The 21,404-nt window shown below is 61.8% G+C and carries 11 protein-coding genes and 1 tRNA gene; 1 reads left to right on the top strand and 11 read right to left on the bottom strand.

The features are described from left to right. Positions 1 to 16 precede the first annotated feature (16 nt). The 9 genes from GBEM_RS05790 to GBEM_RS21430 form a co-directional block, all read right to left on the bottom strand. Complete coding sequence (locus tag GBEM_RS05790; protein WP_012529588.1) at positions 17 to 4,630, bottom strand: cytochrome c3 family protein; 4,614 nt, start codon at positions 4,628 to 4,630, stop codon at positions 17 to 19. 68 nt (positions 4,631 to 4,698) lie between these two features. Further along, positions 4,699 to 9,063, bottom strand: a complete 4,365-nt coding sequence (locus tag GBEM_RS05785; protein ID WP_012529587.1) for a CxxxxCH/CxxCH domain c-type cytochrome — start codon at positions 9,061 to 9,063, stop codon at positions 4,699 to 4,701. A gap of 307 nt (positions 9,064 to 9,370) precedes the next feature. Next, positions 9,371 to 12,247: a CxxxxCH/CxxCH domain c-type cytochrome gene (locus tag GBEM_RS05780; protein ID WP_012529586.1), complete on the bottom strand. Its 2,877-nt coding sequence runs from the start codon at positions 12,245 to 12,247 to the stop codon at positions 9,371 to 9,373. Between the two features lie 80 nt (positions 12,248 to 12,327). Next, a complete protein-coding gene (locus tag GBEM_RS05775; RefSeq protein WP_012529585.1) occupies positions 12,328 to 15,357 on the bottom strand; it encodes a cytochrome c3 family protein in 3,030 nt (1,009 codons plus the stop codon). A gap of 39 nt (positions 15,358 to 15,396) precedes the next feature. Next, a complete protein-coding gene (locus tag GBEM_RS22175; protein ID WP_226373958.1) occupies positions 15,397 to 15,942 on the bottom strand; it encodes a CxxxxCH/CxxCH domain c-type cytochrome in 546 nt (181 codons plus the stop codon). A 164-nt stretch (positions 15,943 to 16,106) separates the two neighbouring features. Next, positions 16,107 to 16,442: a hypothetical protein gene (locus GBEM_RS21195; protein ID WP_012529583.1), complete on the bottom strand. Its 336-nt coding sequence runs from the start codon at positions 16,440 to 16,442 to the stop codon at positions 16,107 to 16,109. Positions 16,443 to 17,024: 582 nt separating this feature from the next. Continuing rightward, a tRNA-Met gene (locus tag GBEM_RS05770) sits at positions 17,025 to 17,101 on the bottom strand. 152 nt (positions 17,102 to 17,253) lie between these two features. Then, positions 17,254 to 18,012, bottom strand: a complete 759-nt coding sequence (locus GBEM_RS05765) for a hypothetical protein (protein WP_012529582.1) — start codon at positions 18,010 to 18,012, stop codon at positions 17,254 to 17,256. Between the two features lie 546 nt (positions 18,013 to 18,558). Beyond that, positions 18,559 to 18,717, bottom strand: a complete 159-nt coding sequence (locus GBEM_RS21430) for a hypothetical protein (protein WP_015838381.1) — start codon at positions 18,715 to 18,717, stop codon at positions 18,559 to 18,561. A gap of 258 nt (positions 18,718 to 18,975) precedes the next feature. Between GBEM_RS21430 and GBEM_RS05760 the strand changes: the two genes are divergently transcribed. Beyond that, entirely contained in the window at positions 18,976 to 19,668 is a 693-nt protein-coding gene (locus GBEM_RS05760) for a carbonic anhydrase (protein WP_012529580.1), read from the top strand. A gap of 68 nt (positions 19,669 to 19,736) precedes the next feature. Here the strand turns inward: GBEM_RS05760 and GBEM_RS05755 are convergent, their stop codons facing one another. Continuing rightward, positions 19,737 to 20,120, bottom strand: coding sequence for a DUF309 domain-containing protein (locus tag GBEM_RS05755; RefSeq protein ID WP_012529579.1), 384 nt, complete (start codon positions 20,118 to 20,120; stop codon positions 19,737 to 19,739). Positions 20,121 to 20,129: 9 nt separating this feature from the next. Beyond that, on the bottom strand, positions 20,130 to 21,281 hold the full coding sequence (locus GBEM_RS05750) for a Tad domain-containing protein (RefSeq protein WP_012529578.1): 1,152 nt from the start codon (positions 21,279 to 21,281) through the stop codon (positions 20,130 to 20,132). Positions 21,282 to 21,404: the final 123 nt, after the last annotated feature.

Here is a 21,404-nt window from a genome sequence, read left to right as displayed (position 1 = left end):
CTCCCCCCGCTGGAAACTACCAGGACGGCGTCTCTTTGTAGTGGCAATCTACGTTCGAACAGGTCTTCGGCTTGGTCGCCGACGCTGTCCCGACGATGCCGTTGTAGACCGGCAGCAGTCCGCCGAACTGGCGGGCCGGCGTAATGGAGATGGTGCGCCCGGTGCCGGGGATGGCTTCGCCCATGTCGTGGGCGGCGCCATTATGGCACACACCGCAGACCGCTGTCCACGAGGAACCGACTCCGAAGGCGTCGGCGGTCGGGGTCAGCACCACGTTGTAGCGCGTCTTGAGGTAAGCGATGTGCTTCTCGTGGGCGCCTTTGCCGGTTATCACGCCGGAGCGCTCGGGGAACGAAGCCCAGGTGCCGACATCGTAGCCGTGGCAGCTGTCGCAGTTGCCGGAGCCCCACTTGATGCCGTCCATGTGCCTCTTCCCTGCCACGGTGCCGGTTGCGTCGCCGTTATGGCCGTGGCAGCCGGAACAGTCGGTGGTGTCGGTGTTCATCCCCGAGTGGGTTCCCGCAGGCTGGAAGCCGGTGACGCCCGGGACCTTGTGGCAGACGCTGCAGTTGGCGACCGACTTGGCGCCGCCTGCCACGTAGCTCGCGCTGGTCCAGGAGGGGAACACAGCGGTCCCTGAGTTGGCGGCCAGAAGCGTTCCGCCGGCCCCTGCCGGGTTGTGGCAGTAGGTGTTGTTGCACGTGGTGCCGCTGTAGCTGGCGGTCATGGCGCCGTTTTTGGTGGCCAGCCCCTGGAACGCGGGGGTGGAGTTCGAGTTTATATGGTCGAAGTTGGTCGGCAGCGGGCCATGGCAGGCCTGGCAGCGGTAATCGATCGTCGAGTAGTTGCTGAAACCGAGGGTCCCCTTCAGGTGGGTCTGGTGCGCCCCGACCTTCGGGTCGTTGCTCACCTGGCCGATGCCGGCCGCGGTACCGTTCAGGCCAGAGGCGTTTCTGGGCGGAGCCACCACGTAGCGGTTATCCGGGGTGATGGTCGCGGTCTCGGTGCCGTGGCAGCCGGTGCAGCCAAGCCCCTTGACGCTGAAGCCTTTGCCGTGTTTATGGCAGTCGATGCAGTCCCTGCCGTCGGTGCCGAAGTGGTTGCCCAAGGTCGCGGTGGTGGCAAACGGGTGCGCCTTGGTACCGTTGGCGCCGGTGGCGTCGTAGGTGTGACAGACCTCACAGATCTTGCCGGAAGAGACCCTGGGGGTTGCCCCGGAATCCCAGCCCGGTACCGGCTGCGTCCCGTTGATACCGGCGGTCCTTCTGTAGTTGATCGCTTGTCCGGCGCCCGGGAGCTGCCCCTTGGCTGTATCGGGAGCGGTGACCGTTTCGCGGATCCTGTTCACGTTCCTGGTGGCCGCCCCGCCCTGCACGTGGCAGGTGGTGCAGTCGAATTCGCCGTATCGGGCGCTCGGGATACCCCAGCCGCCGTTGGCGCTCCACTTGGTGGAGCCGGTGCTGTCGGAGTTGTGCAGCATCGGGTTGTTGACGGTCGAGTTGACCGCAACGTTGGCCGGCGCGGTATGCAGAGCCGCCGAGGCGGCCACGGTGGTTTTATTGACCACGTTCTTCGCCGCCGTCGACTTGGCGCTGACGGTGAGGGTCACCGAACCGATCTGGCCGGAGTTGAGGACCAGGCTCGGAGCGCTGAAGGACGAGGCGTTGAAGTCCGTCGTGTTGGTCTCCGACGGAATAGCGAGGTTGTAGGTGACCGGGGTGCAGCCGCTACCCGAGTCGGTGTTCTTCACCGATACCGTGTAGGTCATGCTGCCGCCGCGGTTAAGATAGCCGGAATCCGGCCCCACGATGAGAAGCGGCGTCTTCTTGGTGCAGCTCACCACGTTGAGGGTGGTCTGCACGTCGCCGGTCGTCACCGCGGCATGGTACAGGTCGGCGACGGTGAAGGCGCGGGTCTTGCCGGAGCCGCTTAAGTGGTCCACGGTGGCCTTGACGGTCACGGTCGCGGTGGTCTGTGCGCCCGGGGCGAGGTTGACCGAGGGGACCGCAACGGTCGGCGGATCGAAGACGGCCCCGACATCGGTATCGGACACGCCGAGGTTGAAGGTGGTGGAGCCGCACCCGCCGTAGTCGTTGTTGACCACTTTGAGGTTGTAGACCGAGGTCCCGCCATCGACGGAGATGGTGGAAGCGATGCCGCCGGTCGGGGTCAAGAGGGTGACGGTCGGATCGTTACGGACGCAGGCCGCGGCCGTGGTGAAGGTCCTGGGCGCGTCGGAGGCCGAGTTACCCACGCCGTCGCGAGCCGTGACGGTCCAGGTGTAGGTGGTGCCTGCGACAAGACCTGCGGGCGCCCACGAGGTGGAGGCGATCCAACCGCTGTTCGTCGAGTAGGCGGCGCCGTCGTTGATGGCGAAGTAGTAGCTGACGTTCCCTACGCCTGCGTCGGTGGCGGTGGTGCACTGCAGCGTCGTATTGAGCGGCTGGTCGATGGAAGCGTCGGCGGGGGAGACGGCCAAAAGGCCACTCGGGGCGACGGTATCGACCTGCACCGAGCGGGTCAGTCCGGAAACGGCGGAGACGTTCCCCGCTGCGTCCTTCACCCAAGGGTAGAGGGTGTAGGTCCCGTCAGCTGCCACCGGGAAGGTGGCAGGCGCGGTGCCGCTCCAGCCGGCAGCGCCTGCTGCGGGCTGGGTGCTGGTGGAGGTGATCAGGTAGGCCGCGACGTTGGTGCCGACGTCAGTGCCGGTGATCCCGCCGATGGGGATGTTGCGGCTGTTGGTCTGGGCGTTGACGGTGAAGGTGGCGACGGTAGGAGCGGTCATGTCCACCACTACCGACACCGGAGCGCCGTAGGGATCCGAAACGTTCCCGGCGGCATCCTTGACCCAGGGATAGAGGGTGTAGGTACCTGCCGCGGCGACGGTGTAGCTCGCAGGCGCCGTGGCAGTCCACCCCGGATCGCTGGGTGCAGGCCTGGTGTTGTTGGTGGTGATCAGGTAGCCGGAGACCCCGCTTCCGCCGACGTTGTCGGTGCCGACGAAGGAACCGGCTGTGATCGGAACGGCCAGGGTGTTCCCCGGGGTTTTGGCGGCGAAGCCCGGGTTCACGCTCGGCGCGACGGCGTCGGAGATGAGGAGCTTAAGAGGCCCTGTCCAGACGTCGCTCGCGTTGTAGTAGTTAACGTAGCCGTCGTATTCGAAGATCTTATAGTAGTAGGTGGTCCCGGTCTGGAGGCCAACGTTGTCGGTGAAGGTGGAGAGGTTGCCGACGTAGCGGACGGTACCGGTGCCGAGGGTGTCGACTCCCGCGACATAGGTTTTGCCGTCCGCGGGCTTGGTGGTGTCGGTATTGGCAGTATAGCGGACGATTACCACGCTCTGCCCCGCCGTGCCGTAGCTCCAGTTCAGGGTGATGCTGGAACTGGTCGAGCTGTTCGTGCCCCAGGTGGAGGCGGCGTGGACGTTGGAGAGGGTCAGCGTGGTGTCGACCGCGTCGCTTCCGGTCATCACGTTGCCGCTGGTGATGGCGGACACGACGGCCGTGGTGGCGGTGAGCCCCGCCGGAGCGCCGGCCGCACGGCTCTTGTAGGTCGCCACTATCTTGTAGTTGGCGGCCGTGTTGGTCACCGGGATCGGTGTGCCGCCGCTGAAGTTCCAGGTGTTGGAGCCGGGGTTGTTGACCGCGGTGAAGTAGGTGGTGGTGCCCGCCTCGTTCTGGATCGACAAGCTGGCGATGGCCGCGTTGTTGGTGGTGGTGACGGTCAGGCCGGTCACCGAATCGGTGGTCCCGGCGGAACCGGTCACCAGCGAGAAGCCATCGAGCTTCTGCGCGGTCGCTCCGGGTGCCACGTTGATCGAGCTCCCTGCGACGCCGGCGCCGAGCGTCGTGGTGGCGGGGTTAAGCCCGATCACGGCGAAACCGTAGCGCGCGGAGGTCCAGGTCGGGAGCGGGTTTTCCGTGCCGCTTACCGTGATCGGCTTGGAGCCGACCGCGTCCTGGTAAAGGGTGCTGTTCGCGGTGTCGAAGTGCTCGGTGTAACCTGTCGGCACGCTCGCGACCAAGGCGCCGTTCAGGTTGGAGCCGTAGATGGCCGTGCCGCCGGCTGTGACGCTTACGGTGCCGCTAGTCGGTGTCGTCGCGGAGGTATCCGAGGCCACCGCACGGGAACCGGTGGTAGGCGTCGCCTGGTTCACGTTAGAGTAGAAGGCTGCCGAAAGGCCGACACCGGACTGCGGCGTCGAGTTCCAGCTGACCGTTATGCTCGGGGTGGTCCCTGTGGCCGCCACGATCTTGGCCTCGTTCAGGTACCCGAACCAGACCTTCTGGCGGCTCGTGGTGTCGGTCGCCACGATCTTGGTCAGGGCCTGTCCGCCGTAGCTGACGGTCGGGGTGAAGGTGCTGATGGCCGTGCTGTACTCGGCCACCACCTTCACCACCAGCAAGCGGTTGTTCCCCGCCCCCTTGGCCAGCGTCATGGCGGGCAGCGTCGAGGTGCTGCCGGTCCCGATGATGGCCCACTGGGTCTGTACCGCTACCGCCGCCTGGGCGTCCCTGGCGTCGCGCATCTGCAAGCAGAGCACGACCGCCAACAGGGTAAACACCGCGATCAGGCAGGTTCTCGCGCCCCATCCCATGCCCTTGATATTTTTAACGATCACTTTTCCCATGCTAATTCACCTGCCTTTGCACTCGATGTGTCATGGTTGTCTTCGTTTTGATACACGGTCATGCCCCCCTATTGCGGCAGCCCGATGTGGCAGGCTGCACAGGCCAGCGGCCCCTTGGTGCGCCACTCCATTTGCGTGCCGTTGTGGCAGGCGACGGTGGAGCAGGTACCGCCGACGTAGCTCGGAGTGGTCCGGGCCTGGTCGTAGGAAGTGGCGGTCTTGTAACCGTTCACGCGGGTCCAGGAGGTGTACACCGACTGGACTGCCTCGACGCCCATCCTGAGCTGCGCCTTGGACTTCACATTGAACGGACTCATGAATACCACGTCGACGTCGCCGTTGATGTGGGTCTGGCTGGTGGCCAGGACCTGCAGGTTCCCTTTGAGCGGAGCGGAGCCGGCGGTCACGTGGCAGCTTGAGCAGACGCTACCTTTGTCGTTGAAGGAGACCGCGACGGTCGCGTTGTGGCACAGGTTGCAGTTGAAGGTCGTCGAGGTGGCCGGGTCGCCGTGGGCGGCGCCTGAGCCCGGCGCGCCTGCAACGGCGATCCTGGCGCTGTAGCCGTCGAAGATGTCGTTGTAGTGGTTGCCGACTACGTGGCGAGCGTGAGCCGCCGAACCTTCCTTGCCGCCGGAGTTAGGCGAGTTGCCGTGGCACTGCGAGCACTTGTCTACGCTTCCCCACGGGTCCACCGCGTACCAGTCCGGAGTGGTCTGGAACTGGTACTGCTGCGTTGTCTCTGAGACATAGCCGTTGGAGTGGCAGTAGACGTTGTTGCAGACCACGCTGCTTCCCATGGTGTAGCTCATCACCCACGGGCCGCCCGCCTTGTTCTTGGTCTTGACGGTGCCGGCCAGGCTGTGGCTCGGGTCGAGGTCGAGTTCGACGGTGGAGTTCTTGTGGGTACCGGAATCCATCGGATGGCAGAAGCCGCAGCCGTATTTCGGGAAGCCGTCCTTGTACACGATCCCGTAGATCCACGAGGTGTCGATGAAGTCGCCGGCGGAGAGCTTCTTGCCCGCCAGGAACAGTTCGGCGTCGGTGTGGAACTTGTGCGCCCCGACCAGCTCCTTATTGACGCAGGTCGGGTCGCCCGGTGCGCAGAGGTTGGTCGAAGAGTGGCAGCCGAGGCAGTCGTCGACGGTCACTTCTACGATGCCGTCCATATGCTTGCTCTTGTCAGTGAAGGCGACGTTGGACTGCGCCACGTGGTTATGGCAGGCGGAGCAGTTCGTGCTCGCCGAGTGCGGGTACGCCGGCGGATTCATGTGGCACTTGTTGCAGCCGGTGCCGCCGAGGTAAGCCGGGTCGTTCCAGCCCGGGCTGGCGCCGGTCCCCTGGGCTGTGCCGTCGGAGGTCTTCCTGACACCCGCGTGGCAGTAGGTGTTGTTGCAGGTGCGCGTTGCCTGATCGTACCCGGGTACCATGGCTGCGCCTGCCACGCCGCCGGCGTAGCTCGGATGGGTGGCGAGCGTGCCCCAAGTGAGAGCGGCGGGGACGCCGTCCATGTGCCCTTGCGCATCGACCGTCCCCGGGACCTTGTGGCACTGGTCGCAGGTGATCGGGTTGGAGTAGTTGTGGGTGCCCGCAAGGTGCGAGACGTGGGTCCCGACGTAGGGGCCTGTGGGGCTACCTGCTGTGTCCTTGAAGGTCGCGCTGGTCTGGGCGGTGTTCGCCGAGCCGTGGCACTTCTCGCAGGTGGGAAGCGTGGTGGAGACCCCCCAGTTGCGGGTTGCGCGGCCATGGCAGGCGCTGGTGGAGCAGGTGCCGTACCCGTTGCCCGGGGTGTTATCCAGGGCCTGGGAGTAGGTGGTGCCGGTCCCCTTGTCGGTGAATGAGAGGTTGATGGTACCGTTGGCGTGCGAGGGGCCGGTGGTGCTTGCGGAGTTGCCGGCGCCGTGGCAGACGGAGCAGCTGTAGGCGCTGTCCACGGTGTGGCGCTTGTGGCTACCCAGGGTCAGGTCTTGCGCGGTTTCCTGCAGGGTCGCCATGTTGCTATGGCAGCTGCCGCAGGTAAGGGTGCCGTTGGCGCCCCAGACGGGATTTCCGAAGACGGTGGGCTGGCCGGTGCCGCTGGCCCCCTGGACGTTGCTGTGGCAGTAGGTGGCGCAGCTCTTGTTCGCCTCGGTGTAGGTTCCGCCCACCTTGAAGTCGACGTCGCGGACGCGGTTCAAGTGATTGGAAGAGTAGTCGCGCATCTTGCCGGCGACGCCGCTGTCGACGGTCGAGCTGTGGCAGTTGGCGCAACCGGTCGAGTCGGTCATGTTCGCCGTGTGTTTTTCGTGGCTGTTGGCGGTCTTCAGCGTGCCGTCGTACTTGTTGGCGTAGTTAGGAGCACCTGCAGCGCTGACCCAGGTTGCGTTGGCGGTCTTGCCGTGGCAGCCGTTGCAGGAGAGCTTGGCGTCGCCGCGCCAGTTCTTGGAGCCGGTCATGCTGGCAAAGACCGGGGTGGCCTGGCCGGAGCTGTGGCAGTAGACGTTGGAGCAGATGCCGCTAGAGGTATCGTAGTTGGCGCTCCCCCCCGCCTTGACGCCGGAGTAGTCTTTGAAGCTGTTGGAGTGGCTGGTGCCGGTGATCACGGTGTTGCTGGCAAGCGAAACCGTCTTCGCGTGGCACTCGGCGCACATGAGGTTGTTGTCACGCCCCATGGTCGTGTAGTTGTTCATGTGGGAGCGGTGCTTGCCGGTCGAGATGGCGACGGTATCGAGGCCTGCCGCGCCGCCGTGGCAACCGCTGCAGTTTGCCGGCATGTTCCCGCCCCAGACCGGGGTCTGGGACTGCTTTCCGTTGCCGTCGGCATGGCAGGAGTTGGAGCAGGTGCCGCCGTAGGTCCCGATCGGGTGTTTGTCAACCGGGGAGAGCGAGTAGTTGCTGACGTCCACCTTGGTATTGGCGTGGGTCAGGCCGCCGGAGACGCCGCTGACCGCGCCGGAGTGGCATACGCCGCAGCCGGTCCCGGGGAGGGCCATGTGCTTGTCGTGGCTGCCGGTTGCCGGCGCGCCTGTGGCGGTGAAGGCGCCGGCGCCGCGGTGGCAGGCCGCGCAGCCGGAATTTTGCCCCCACACCGGCGACTGAATCGGCAGCGGGCCGTAGGGGTCGGCGTGGCAGGAGGCGGAGGAGCAGCTCCCGGTATAGGTTCCCGGCGCGTGCTTTTGCACCGGAGAGCCTATGTAGTCGTTGGCTACTTCGACAGTGCCGTTGGCGTGGCTGAGCCCGCCGCTTGTGTTTTTGACCGCGCCGTCATGGCACTGGTTGCAGGCCGAGCCCACAAGCGCCATGTGCTTGCCGTGGCTACCGGTGTCGGGCGCGCCGTTGGCGGCGAAGGCGCCGGCGTTGTTGTGGCAGGCGCTGCAGCCGGCACTCTGGCCCCACTGCGGGGACGGTGTGGCCTGCGTGCCGTAGGGGCTCTGGTGGCAGGTTGCGTTGGAGCAGCTGCCGTAGCCGTTGCCCGGGGCGCCTGCCTTGTCGTACCCGCCCAGGCCCACGTCGATGCTGCCGTCCACGTGGGTCGGCGCCGTGTAGCTTGTCGCAGTTGCGTTGACATGGCACTTGCCGCAGTCGCCGTTGGAGGCCAAGTGGCTGCTGTGGCTACCGGAGGCAAGCGCAGAGGTCTTGTGGCAGGTGTTGCAGGCGCCGGTAGCCGGGTCGCTCCAGCGCGGGGCGCTGTAGTCGCCGGCGCCAAGCGGTCCGCCGGTGGCGCTTTGCCCTGAGCTGTGGCAGTAAAGGTTGGAGCAGCTCCCCACAACCCTGGTGGCGGACTGGCTGGGGAGGTAAGCGAAGTTGGACCCGGCATAGGAGCCGACGGTCACGGCTATGTTCCGCCCTGCGCTGGTGGCGTGCTGGAACGGCTTCGCTTCCTGGGTGTGGTCGATATGGCACTTGGCGCAGACGGTAAGGTCGCTGCCGTACAACGCCAGGTGTTTAGTATGTGCGTAACTGTCGGGAACGGCCTTGTGGCAAGTCGCGCAGGAGGTGCCGAAAGGCTCACCCAGAGCCGGCGTGCCCCATTCGGGGGTCACCGTCTCGAAATGGCAGTTGACGTTGGAGCAGGTCCCAAGGTTTGCCGGGGGGACGGAGGTCTGGTTGAAGAACCCCCTGCTGTAGCTCGCTCCGGCGCGGCCGTTCAGATCCTGCCGCACCTGAATGACCCCGTCGCGATGCCCGGTGCTGGTCACCTGCGGCCCGTGACACTTGGCGCAGCTGTCAGCCGTGCTTCCGGCATGGGTCTGGTGATTGCCGCGAATCGAACCGGCATCCGGCTCACGCTGCCCCGTCAGAGAGTCGAGCGGAGGCATGGTATGGCAATCGTCGCACTTAAGGTCGTACTGGGGCGCGGCCAGCGCCAGCGATGCAGTGAACATCACAACGCCGAACAGCACCAAAGTAAGGATCGTTCGGAGATTGCCATATCCAGGTCTGCGGTAGCTCTTCATTTTAAGCTCCTTCTCTAACCCTCTGATCTATACCTGAACCAGCTTGTTATCCGGCTGAGGAGAAATTCCCCCGCCGGAAGCTTGTAACGTACTTTACAGTATTAAGTAAAGTTAATCCCTACAAAGTTTTAATTTTTTTCTGCTGATGTCTCGCTCGTTTACTACATACGCAGCACCGACGCAATATTTATGCTGTACTAACGTAGTACCTAGTTTCCTAGGTACTACGTTAGTACTATGATTCAGACATATTTACTACGTATTTACTGAACATTAACAGCAAATTAATACTATTGTTGCCTATCTACTACCTTTCGATACTCCACGGCTTGGTCTTCTTGAAGTGGCAGCTCACGTTGAAGCAGCTGCCGGACTTGTTGACCCCGCCGTTGACCAGCTGGGCGGAAGTGTAGCCCAGGAACGGATCGTCGCTGAAGCGGTACTGCGGATCGATCTTGACGGTGACGTTGTCCACGTGGTTCCTGATCGGCAGCGCCCTTGAGTGAGCATCGTTGCCGCCGTTGTGGCAGGGGAGGCAGTTTGCCCAACCCTCGGAAGGCTTGGCGTCTTTCTTGATGTGAGCTGCAACCGCGTGGGCGCCGCCGCCGCCGGAGTAGTCTTCGAAGCGGGCGGAAGACCAGTTGCCCTGGACACCGAAGGTGACTGCGGAGATGGTTTTTCTCGGAGCCGGCGGGTAGCCATGGCAGGCGTCGCATCCGCCGTTGGGAACGAAGGCGAGGCCGGTTGCCGGGTTGTGCTGGTGGCACTCGAGGCAGTTCGTGGTGGAATCCACGTGGGTTGCCTCCGGCTGCCCGGCCTTGGTGAAGTACTGGGTCGTGGTGTGGCAGACCTGGCAGACGCCGGTGCGTGCTCCGTTGGCGAAGGTGTTGACGGTGGTGAAGCTCACCGCGGTCCCGTTGATCGTGCCGTTAATCATCATGCTGTTTGCGGTACCGTGCGCGTTGTGGCAGTCGGAGCACTTGGCGCCGAGTGCGCCGGTGGGACGGTGCACCTTCACGTTCAGAGCGGCGCCGGCCACCTTGCCTGCGTCGGTGTGGCAGTAGTTACATTCCTGGTTGTCCGCGCCGGTCAAGGCGCCCAAGAGACGCTTCTGGTCGCCGGCTATGCCGTTGATGTGTGCGGAGTTGGCGTCGTGGCAAGCGGAGCAGGACTGGTTGATTCCGGTCTTGCCGTGGCCCGCGGTCGCTGCCAGGGTCTTGTCCGGAGCGGTGAGGGCGCCGATGACGGAGAGCTGGCCCCCTGCGGTGCTGTGGCAGCTTTCGCAGGAAACGCGCCCGGTGGTCCAGTTGGTCGACTGCTTGTGGCAGGAGGAGCAGGTGCCGATCTTGTTGTAGCCGATGGCGAGGTTAAGCGTGCCGTCTGCGTGGCTGGCCGCGGTGTTCGGGGTATGGCAGCCGGAGCAGGAGGTGGCAGCGGCGCCGTCGAAGCCCGGGCCGTAGGTTGCGGTGAAGTGGGCGGAGTGGGCGTTGCTGCTCACCAGGCCGTTCGCGGTGGTGGAAAGCGCTTTATGGCAGGTACCGCAAGCGCCGGAGTTCTTGTCGTTCCACTTCGGGGTGCCGGAAAGGTGGCAGGAAGTGGCGCAGTTCTTGGTGTCGGTGGCGAAGCTGGTTACCTTGACGCCGGCAACCTCGACGATGGCGTCGCCGTGCAGGGTCTTGTCGGCAAAGGTGGTGCTGCCGGTGACGGTCTGCGCGTGGCAGGTGTCGCAGGCATAGCCCTTGGTGGAAACGTGAGCCGCGTGGGCGTTGGTGGTAAGGGTTGCGGCGTCGCCGTGGCAGCCGTTGCAGCCAAGCGACTGGCCCCATTTGGCAGCGCCGACGCCTGCGATCTTGCCGCCGCCGTCGTGGCAGGATACTGCGGAGCAGCTGTTCCCTGCGATGGTGAAGCTCTTGCCGTTGCCGGCTGCTACGTTGCGGGTGCCGTCGGTGTGCGGAGCGCCGGCCTTGATGGTCAGGCCGTCGGTGGTGGTGTTGACGTGGCAGTTCTGGCAGCTGGCAGCGCTGAATACGTGGTTTGCGTGGCTGTTGGCGCGCGGCTGGTCCATACCGTCGTTCTTGTAGTTAGGCTCGCCGGCGATGGAGGCGACAGCACCAGGCGCCGTGTCGGAGCCGTGGCAGCTTTTGCAGTCCAGCGCCTGGGTCTGGGTCCAGGTAACCGTCTTCTGGACTCCCTTGCCGTCGGTGTGGCAGTAGGAGGTGGAGCAGGTCCCGGCAACCGGGGTCCCTACGTGGGCGCCCGCGACGTCTTTGTTCTTGTTGACGTGGTTGTTGAAGTTGCCGATAGTGTTGTTGTCGGTCACGGTGGCGGAGTGGCACTCCACGCAGCCGTAGTTGGTGCCGAGGAAGCCGGCGTTGTTCACGTGTTTGGCGTGCTTGCCGGAGAGGGTGTTGCTGGTCGCGTCGCCGTGGCAGCCGGCGCAGCTAAGAGAAGCGCCCCAGGTCGGCGGGGTGAAGCTACCCTGGCCGTTGCTGTGGCAGTAGAGGTTGGCGCACTGGTTGCCGGCGAAGGAGCCGCCGTCGGGGAGCACCACTTCGATGGCACGGCCGGCGGAGGTTGCGTGGCTGAAGGGCTTTGCCTGAGCGCTGTGGTCGGTATGGCACTTAACGCAGGAGCCGGTACCGGTGCCGAAGTAGGAGGCGTGCTTGCTATTGAGTGTCGGGTGGTTGCCGGTAGCCGGAGCTACGTCGTGGCACTGGGAGCAGTCGCCGGGAGCCTGGAACGGTGCAGCGCCCCAGGCCGGGGTGGCCTTAAGGGTGCCCTTGCCGTTACTGTGGCAGGCCGCGGTGGAGCAGGAACCCATCGGGGTCGGCGGTACCGAGGTCTGGTTCACGAACCCGGCTGCGATCTTCCGCGAGTAGCCGATGCCGTCGGCAAGCTCGATGGTCTTGTTCCTGTGGCCCATGGCGTAGCCGCTCACGTCGCCGTGGCACTTGGCGCAGGAATTGACCGCTGCCGAAGCGTGACCCTGGTGGTTGCCGGGAATGGCGCCCGTGTTGGGGTCCTTCTTCGCGTTGGCGGAATCCAGCGGCGGCATTTGGTGACAGAAGGTACAGTCATAGCTGTACTGCGAAGCAGCTTGTGCCTGTCCGGCACCAAGCGTCATCAGTGTCAGCACCAGAAGTGCCAACCCGAACAAACATCGTCCTCCGTACTTAGGTAACATCTTTCCCTCCAATTTAGATACTTTCCTTTGTTGCCCTTTTTATTGTTCAAGCTGAATCGGTATTTGATCCAGAAACTTGATTATCTTTCGCTGCTCCACCTGACCGACGGGCTCATGTGGCAGGCGATGTTGAAGCAGCTGCCGGTGACGTTCGCACCGGGGACGCTGGTGAGGCGCGCGCCGGTGTAGACGGTGAAGCTGTTGGCGAAGCGCAAGCTGTTGTCCACCATGACCGTTACGTTTTCGATGTAGTCTTTAACCGGAGTGGCCATCTTGTGGTACGGTGCGGAGCCGGTTACACCCGCGTTGTGGCACACAGCACAGTTGGCCCACCCTTCCGAGGCCTTGGCGAACGGCGAGACGTGCGCTGCCACCAAGTGAGCCCCGCCGCCGCCGGAGTAGTCCTCGAAGCGAGCGCTGGACCAGTTGTTCATCCTGCCAAAGATCACGGCGCTGGCGGTGCGCTTGGGCGCCGGCGGATAGCCGTGGCAGGCATCGCAGGTACCAAGCGGCATGAAGGCGGCCCTAGCGGAATCATGCCTGTGGCAGGAGAGGCAGCCTGTGGTGGGGTGCCCCCCGGTTTCCGGAACCCCTGCCTGGTAGTGCGCGGTTTTGGTGTGGCACACCTGGCAAAGTCCCATGTTGGTGGTCAGGTTGACCAGACCGGCGCCGGCTTCAGTGTAGGTGATGCTCTTGCCGTTGATCACTGTCCTGATCTGGGAGAGGTTGCTGGTGCCGTGCGGATCGTGGCAGGTGGTACACGCCATGGCGGCATCTCCGCCCTTAGTGGTCACGTGGCTGGCCATGTTGAGGTGGTTTGCCTGCACCACCGCAGCATTGTTGTGGCAATAGCTGCACTCAGCGTTGAAGCTGACGGTGAGCGGAGCTATTAGCCTGCCGGCGCCACCGATGTGGCGCTGGTTCCTATCGTGGCAGGAGAGACATCCCTTCCCTGCTGCGCCGTGGCCGCGGGTGGCGGCGAGCCCCTTGTCCTGGGCGGCGACGCCGTTGATCACCGAGAGGGTGCCTGTATGGCAGCTCTCGCATGTCACCGCGCCGGAGGTCCAGCTTACCCGCTGCTGATGGCAGGGGGTGCAGGTGCCGGTTCCAGCGCTCAAGTAGCCGAGACCGATATTAAAATCGACGACGCCATTCACGTGGGCCGGACTGGGGTCCCCGCTGTTGCTATGGCAGGCCTGGCAACTCGTCACGGAGGTCTGCGTCAGCATCGGCCCGTAGGAGGTGGCCGAACTTGAGAAGTGGGCAAAGTGGGCGCCGCTGGCTATCAGGGCGCTTCCCGGAGACGGCACGGTGCCGTGGCAGGTACCGCAGGCGCCGGTGCTGGCTACGCCCCACTGCGGAGTGGCTGCGAGGTGGCAGGCGCTGGTGCAGGTCTTGTTGCTGCTCATCCCGGCAAGCCTTGAGCCGTTCACTTCCACGGCACTGTCCATGTGCGCCCCGTTTGCCACCAGCGTGGTATTGGTTTTTGCCGTGGCGGAGTGACAATCGGCGCAGCCTGCTCCTTTTTGAAGGTGCTTGGCATGCGACCCGGAAGCGAGGGTGGAGGAATCGCCGTGGCACCCGATGCAGCCTAGCGAGGTCCCCCAACTGACCGGCGCCGGATTGGTGAGGATACCGTTACCGCTGTGGCAGTTGATGTTGGAGCAGGTCCCGCCGGTAGAGAGGTACTGATAGGTGAAGGATGCGCCCGGCCCGGCGGTGACGTCATAGACGCCGTTCTCGTGGTTGGCCGTGTTGGTAATGGTGGTTCCGGTCGTGGTCGTCCCGAAGTGGCATTTGTCACAGCTGAAATTATGGCTGCCGTGGCTGTTCGCCTTGGTGCTGCCGTTGGGATAGTTGGGCGGGAAACCGTGGCAACCGTCGCAGCGTAGATCAAGGATGCCGTTCATGTGCACCGAGGGACTGGTGTTGTGGCACAGACTGCAGTCATTGTTGCTGCTGTGTGGTTTTCCGGGATCGAACCACTGGGTAACCGTCGGCGGATACCCATGACAGCTATCGCAGGACGCCGTAAAGGAACCTTTGGTGCTGTTGTGGGCATGGCACTTGTTGCAGACCTTGGGATCGGTGCTTGCGTGTTCCGGAATGGAAGCAGGCGGGGTGTGGCAACCCTCACAGACACCGGTACCGGAACCGTTCTTGTACTCCATGCGGCTGCCGGTGTAGCGGAAGAATACCTGGCTGCTGCTCCCCGGCATATAGCGGCGGATAAGTTTGATGTTGCGGCCCTGCGCAGCAGTCGGGTCCCTGGGATCGTACTCAACGTGGGCGCCGTGGCAGTCGATGCACTGGATGTCCTGTCCCTTCCCGTTGTGACTCATCTTGCCAGCATGACAGTTAGTACAGATGTTTATGGAATCTGGGGCTCCGGGGGCGACTGTTGCTCCGCGCGGGTTGGTGCGCAGGATATTGCCGTCGCCGGAACTGAGGTTCTTGAAGCCGTTCACGTAGTTAGAGCTGCGCGAATCCGCGGAGTGCACCCTGTGACAGGTCGAACAAAGAATTTTGCCGTCGGCGCTGAACCGGCTTCCGAGGTCAGAGGTCGGATTGGCGGGATTCGCGTTTACCGGGGTCATGCCGACAAACTTCGCAGGGGAAGCTTTCACTGCGGCGCTATATCCGACGAAAACAGGGTGGGTTCCTGCTGCAGCGGTTGTTGCAGCACGCGACCGGTGGCAATCGACACACATCTGGTCAGCGCCATTGGCGATACGCTGGAACCTCTTGTTGGTATCCAGATGCGGGTTATGACAGTTCGCACAGGAGAGCTGGGACCCGGTGTAGCCCTGCACCTGAACCATAGCCCCTACAGATGGCGACTGGGCACCGGCGCCGGGATTGACGACACTCCCCCCCCACCGGTGCGAGGTGTTGCCCTGGTCGGCATCGCTGAACTTGTAAACAGAGGAGCCGGTCGCGCTGTGACACCTCAGGCAGGTACCATTGAACAGGTTGCTGTCCGCAGGCGCCGCCGAGTTATGACACGTTATGCAGACGCTGGTATGAGGAGCATCAACTGCGCCGGCATTGGTGCTTATAATGCCCAGCATACTAATGAACAGTGCTATAAGTATCAGTCTTTTCGTCATAGGGATCACCGGTTATCCAGTTAGTAGTGCAAATCCGTATCAGTGACAGCCGAAACAGTTGGAGTTAAAGTTCGCAACTACGTTCACAGTTCCATTCTGGTGTTGACTTGGCGCGGTGATGTAATTGGAGACTATAGTCTTCCCGTCAGGTGCCACATTTGATTTCGCATCGGGGTGACATGTCTCACAATTATTCCCCCCCGGTATACCGTTGCCATGAGAGCCGTTATGCCACACGTTCCCCAGGGGGGGGTTGCCGTGGCAACTGTTGCAGTTGGTGGCAGGGTCGTCCTGCCATTTGGCAGTCGCATTGCTCATGCCGCCGTAGCTGACTGTCACAGGCACTGACGCATCAATGCCATAGTCATATATGTAGTAGGTGAAAGTACCGGGCGGGATGTTGTGACACGCTATGTTTGAGCAAGTCGCCGGGTTAGTTGTCTGAGGCGAGCTCCACGCACCGGACGGGACGAAAATCGGGGCGGGACCGCCGGGCTGAAAGGCTCGCTTGGAACTATCCTTGAAGAATGAATTCGACGCCACAAACGAGCTGCTAAGGTCATGACACCCCTTGCAGTCATCCATGAACGCCTGGTGCTTCGTATGAATGCTATTAGGGCACAGGTCGTTGTTATTCGCGTCAAGGCAATAGTTCGCTGCGTGGCCCACAGAGATAAGCCCAGCCAGGAACAGGGCCGCTGAACAGAGCGATATAGTAAATAGTCCTTTCATGTAACACTCCCTGCCAATTATTGAAGTGAATTGCCAGCTGCCGTCGGATTATTTTGAGGCGTATTGGGCTTCTTATACTTCTTCAAAATGTAGCCATTGATAGAAGCATCATGCGGGACCCATTCCTGCCCATTGTATATGTACTCACGTTTGACAGTGGTGTCATAGTAGACCTGATGTATTGTTGGATTAGCCGGAGCACTGGGCAGATATTGTTTTTCTGCAGCCGAAACGTCTAGTGGCGCAACCAAGGCTATTGAACCGAGCAGTAAAAGTGCAGCAGAAGCAGTCAAAGCAACGGCTGTGATTTTTTTTAATAAGGTTCTCATAATTTGTTGTTTATGTAATTCCATGCCATCCCCCCTCAAGAACTCAGCTACCTATTTACCGACTCTCATTTGGCCATCGCAGTCACGCACAGCCTCTTCTTTTGTCATCCTCGAAACAGTTGCAGGCGTACAGCAAAAAATATACCACTCTCATAAACAGCTGTTTAGCCGTATACTGACACACAGATTTCCAATCAAACTCAGTCATTACGCAAGATCTATTACGTGTAACAGCGTCTCATAGGTAACGAATTGGTAACGCTGTCTGGTGCTCCAGGAGTTGTGTTTACCCCCCCCACCAAAGGGAACGGACACATTGCAGGCTCCCCAGCCCAATCATCGGGCTAAAGCCACCTGATGATGGTCTGGCAGTGGCCACCAGCTTACGCTCGACGGTTACCGCCTTGGAACTTCCGTGCCAGTCTGAACCGGCCGTTGAACTGCTGGAGGAGGTTACCGAGCTTCTCGAGGTGATGGAGGCGTGCAGCGACGTAAAAGAGGTGGGTGACCGAGCCTCCGAGCAAGTTCGGGGACGGGGCCGCGCCTGACTTAGCGGGAACAAAAGAAAAAAGGCACCTGGTCGGAACCGGGTGCCTTTTGTTTATTTGGTTGCGGGGACAGGATTTGAACCTGTGACCTTCGGGTTATGAGCCCGACGAGCTACCAGACTGCTCCACCCCGCGTCATTGAGTCCCTACTTGTACCACAGGCTTCCAATGACAGTCAACCTTTTTGTCGAAAAAAGTTTAGAGACTGAATCCTTCTTTCCCTGAGACAGTACCGTCTCCCCTCTCCTCTTTGCTTCATGCTTTGAATCGTCCGAGAGCTGACAGTGCTACGGGAAGTTGATGTCGAGCTGGGTGGTGAAGGTGTTCTCGCCTGCCAGCTTCTTCTCGTTGTAGATGTCGTAGCCGAAGATGACGGAAACGTTTTTCGCGAAGGCCCAGGAAGCGCCGAAGCTCAGTGCGCCGAGGGCGTTCTTGCCACCCTGGTAGTCGACTGCAACCCATAGCTTGTCGGAGATCTCGCTCATGGTGCGGTCCCAGGAGAGGAGCACGCCGTCGTTTTCTTTGTTGCCGTTGACGTCGAGCAGCAGTTTATCGTTGCCGACGTAGTAGCCGGCGGAAAGGCGCCCGACAACGGGCAAGGTCTTCGCTGCCAGGCCGTAAATCACGTCCTGATCGGTACGGAAGGCGCTCCCCTTGTCCCGGTTGGTGCCGAAGCCGTAACCGCCGAGGGCGAGCGCAGGCGAGCCTTCGAAGAGGGAGCCCTCGGGGGTGCCGAGCTTGGCGTTGAAGTAGAGCGGCTGGCTGTCGTAACCGTTGTTGCCGTTGGTGATGTAGTCGATACCGACCTCGCCCTGCAGCTTCTCGAAGGGGAGAACGCCAGCGGTGAGGCCAAGGTCGTAGACGTGGCTCACGGCGGAGTTGTTGGAGGTGCGGGTGTAGTTGTCGATGCCAAGGTGCAGGCTCTTGTACCCCTGGACGTCCGTCGACGGGATCCAGATCTGGGTGGAAGGGGTCGCCATTGCGATTCCGGTGGTTGCCATGGTCAGCGCCGTTGCCATAATAAGGGTCTTCATGGTTTTTTTCATCTACTTACTCCTTTGTAATTTTGGATTTGGTACTACCTTAACCGTATGAGCCTGTCAGCCGCCGCGGCTGATCCTCCCCCTTTCGATGAATAAAAAAAGGCGCCTCCCACCAATGTGGAAAGGCGCCATTGCCTGTCTAATCGTCCGCTGCACTTCGTTGTGCTTCGCGTCCTGCCCAGAGATAGCAGAAGCCATGCCACACCGGCAAAACCTCGTTAAGTTATCAATTTCATGAGAACTACACGCGGCGCTTGCGTGATCCCTGTTACCATTCCAATGAAAAAAGAGGCAGACTAGCCTATTGTTTGTGCAGCACTACTTGTTGCAGCAGTGCGGTTGACGCCTCTTTGAGGACAGGTAAGTCGCAGGTAACTCGCCTGCCAGCGTATGAAGAAACGAAGTGAGGATAGTGGAAAAGTCGGGGGGGGGACGGCGGATTAATGTAGCGGGAGTAGTGAAGCCATGGCGGCGCGGTGATTGGCGAAAGGTATTGCGTGCCAAAGACCGACGCCGCGCGGGTTATGAGATGGGGAGAAGCTATGGACCTTATTCTTCGCGACGGGTGCCGGCGTTTATTTTTTCGCGGGCCTTCTCCTGGAGTTGCCGGCGACGCGGACCGCTCACCAGCTTCTCTTCAAGAAATGCGATACCGAATATACCTACGGTGACGAGCGCCGCCACACCTGCCAATTGCAGCCAGAACATCTTTGAAGAACCTCTTTTCCTTCGGATTTTCGTCCCGCCTAATGTGCCCGAACCGTCACCGGTTGTCAACACGGCAACGCCCTCGTCCCCTTCCGCTGAAGCCCCTCCCGCAAAGTACAGCAAAGGTAATAAAAAAATTAATTTGGAATAATTATCTTTTTCATGTAAATTAATTCGCTTTTTTAGGTCGCGCGAAAGTGTCGTTCACCCGAAGAGAGTTCCGGGTATTCCAGATTTCCATCAAAAGGAGGAGCAACCATGAAAAGCAGCAAGGTGGCAGGCAGGATCGCAGTGCTGGCAACGGCGCTGGCAGCAACGGTAGGGATCGCTTTCGCCTCGGGCGCGGGCGCAGGGATCAGCGCCGACGAAGCACTGCAGAAACTGGTCGACGGCAACAACCGCTATGTGGAAAGCAAGATGCATGCGTCGGCTCTTTGCGACGCTACGGCCCGCGGCAAACTGGCCAAAGGGCAGCAGCCGTACGCCATCATCCTCTCCTGCTCCGACTCCCGCGTTCCGCCCGAAATCGTCTTCGACCAGGCTCTGGGCGAGGTCTTCGTGATCCGCGTGGCCGGCAACGTGGCGGACCCGCTGGTGCTGGGAAGCGTCGAGTACGCGGCGGAACACCTGAAATCCCCGCTGGTCATGGTGCTGGGGCATGAGCGTTGCGGCGCAGTGACCGCAACCGTTGGGGCCAAAGGTAAGGCTGAAGGGAATATCGAGGCCATCGTGAAGGCCATCGAGCCCGCAGCCAAGAAGGCCAAGGCTAAGTGCAAGGGGAAATCCAAAGAGGAAATCATCGAGTGCGCCGCTGAACAAAACGCCAAGGATGTGGCTGCTGACCTGACCAAGAAGTCCAAAATCGTCGCGCACCTGGTGAAGGAAGGAAAGATCAAGATCGTCTCGGCCAAGTACGACCTGGACGACGGCAAGGTCACCATCCTCAAGTAGAGGCGCCGTTTAACCTCGCAAAAAGAACAGCCGCCCCCCGGGTTGACCGGAAGGCGGCTGTTTTTGTTTCAAGAAAACAGATGCAGCTTAGGCGCCAGGTTTGGCTCCACCTCGGCCATGCGCTCCTCGCCCGCTGCGGAAAGCTTTTCGAGGAACGCTGCGGCATCGCCCCTTAGCCGCGCCACGTCCACCTGCAGGCAGACAGCCGACACGCGCCGCAGGCAGTCGCCGCCTTTTTGCAGCAGGATGAGGGCGCCCTTGAAGTTGCCGTTATGCCAGTGATGCAGCGCGACGGCTATCTGCAGCACCCCCTGGTAGAAATCCCTCAGCTCCCCCTTCTCCCCCACCCAGAGCTCTTCCAGTGTCTCGTGGCACTCGAACCACTCCTCGCGATTGAATTCCTCTACCGCCTTGACCAGTTCGCTTGGTGGCTGTTCGTTGCGGCATGCCATGGCGTGCCGCTAGTTGACCAGGACCGGGCGCAGCCCGAAGAATTGCCTCTTCGAGGCGTTGCCGCAGCCGACGCAGGAGATGCGGTCGATATAAAGCCCTTCCCCGCCGGGGACGCAGGCGGCTGACGGCTGGTCGGCGCGGGCCGAGGTCTTGCCGCAGCCGGGTTCCCCGCCGGCGCAGATCCTGCTGATGCGGACTAGCGAATACTTCACCACCGTGTGCTGCTCGAAGGTCTCGCCCGCCTGGAAGCCGGCGCAGTCGGTGGCGGGGACCACCACCCACCATCCCGCGAGTTTCCCGTTGTTGTCGTACTCCTTGTTGGAGCTGTCCACGTTCGGGTCGTACATCATCGCCTTCAGGTCGCGCAGGATGGCGTCGGTCTTCATGGCGGCGGTGAAGATGGGGAGGCCGCAGACTTCCTGCACCGGCATCTCCTGGCAGACCAAGTCGGACATGGTGTTGGTGATGGTGACCGGGTGCAAAAGCGAGGTGTATAGGTAGCGGTTGGCGCTGGAATTTTCCCTGCGCGGATCCCATGGCGCGTGGCTCATCTTTCGTTCAGCGATATTGCAGACGTCGGGATAGCTGCAGGAGGGCTCGCAGGCGGCGGCGCAGATGGCGATGTTGGAGCGGGTGCCGGGAACCAGGGCCGCCACCGCAACCGGCGTGGAGCCGAAGGAGGCGGTACCGCTTATCTTGGCGACGAAGGTGCCGAGGCTGCCAAGCCCTACGGAGCTGCTTTCCGCCGTTCGCCGCGCCCGCACCTGCATCGCGTTCACCGGGGTCCCCCCGGGGGTGTAACTGCGGCTGCTCATGTTCCAGAAGCCGACCGTTATGTCGTTGTTTTCGGAGAGGGCGTTGCCGTTATCGTTCATGAGGGCGACGAGTGCAGAGGCGCTGTGTTTTCCGGTCGCGTTGTCCACGGCGGTGCTGCGTGCCGCCGACTGCAGAGGGTCCGCGGAGACCTGCGCCAGCTTTTCCGGGGACTGCTGCGCCTGGAAGAGCAGCCGCTGCTTCAGCGATTCGGCTCCGGTCAGGGCTGCCATTTCCGCGGAATGCTGCAGATCCTCATCGCTTACATACATGTAGCCGATGTCTATGGCGAGACCGGTCAGCACGAGAAAGACCACCAGCATGATGGTGACGTAAGAAGTATCCATTGAAGATCCTCTCGACTAATTAAAAAAGTGAACCCAGCAGGTGCGCCATAATAGCATCAGTTAAAAAAAGGGCCATGCACAAAATGCATGGCCCCGCTTTTTATCATCCTGTTACCAAAGCCA

It is taken from the genome of Citrifermentans bemidjiense Bem (genome assembly GCF_000020725.1).
GTDB lineage: Bacteria > Desulfobacterota > Desulfuromonadia > Geobacterales > Geobacteraceae > Geomonas > Geomonas bemidjiensis.
The sequence above is the reverse complement of the archived record's forward strand: the minus strand, read 5'-3'. Positions and strand labels throughout refer to the sequence as shown.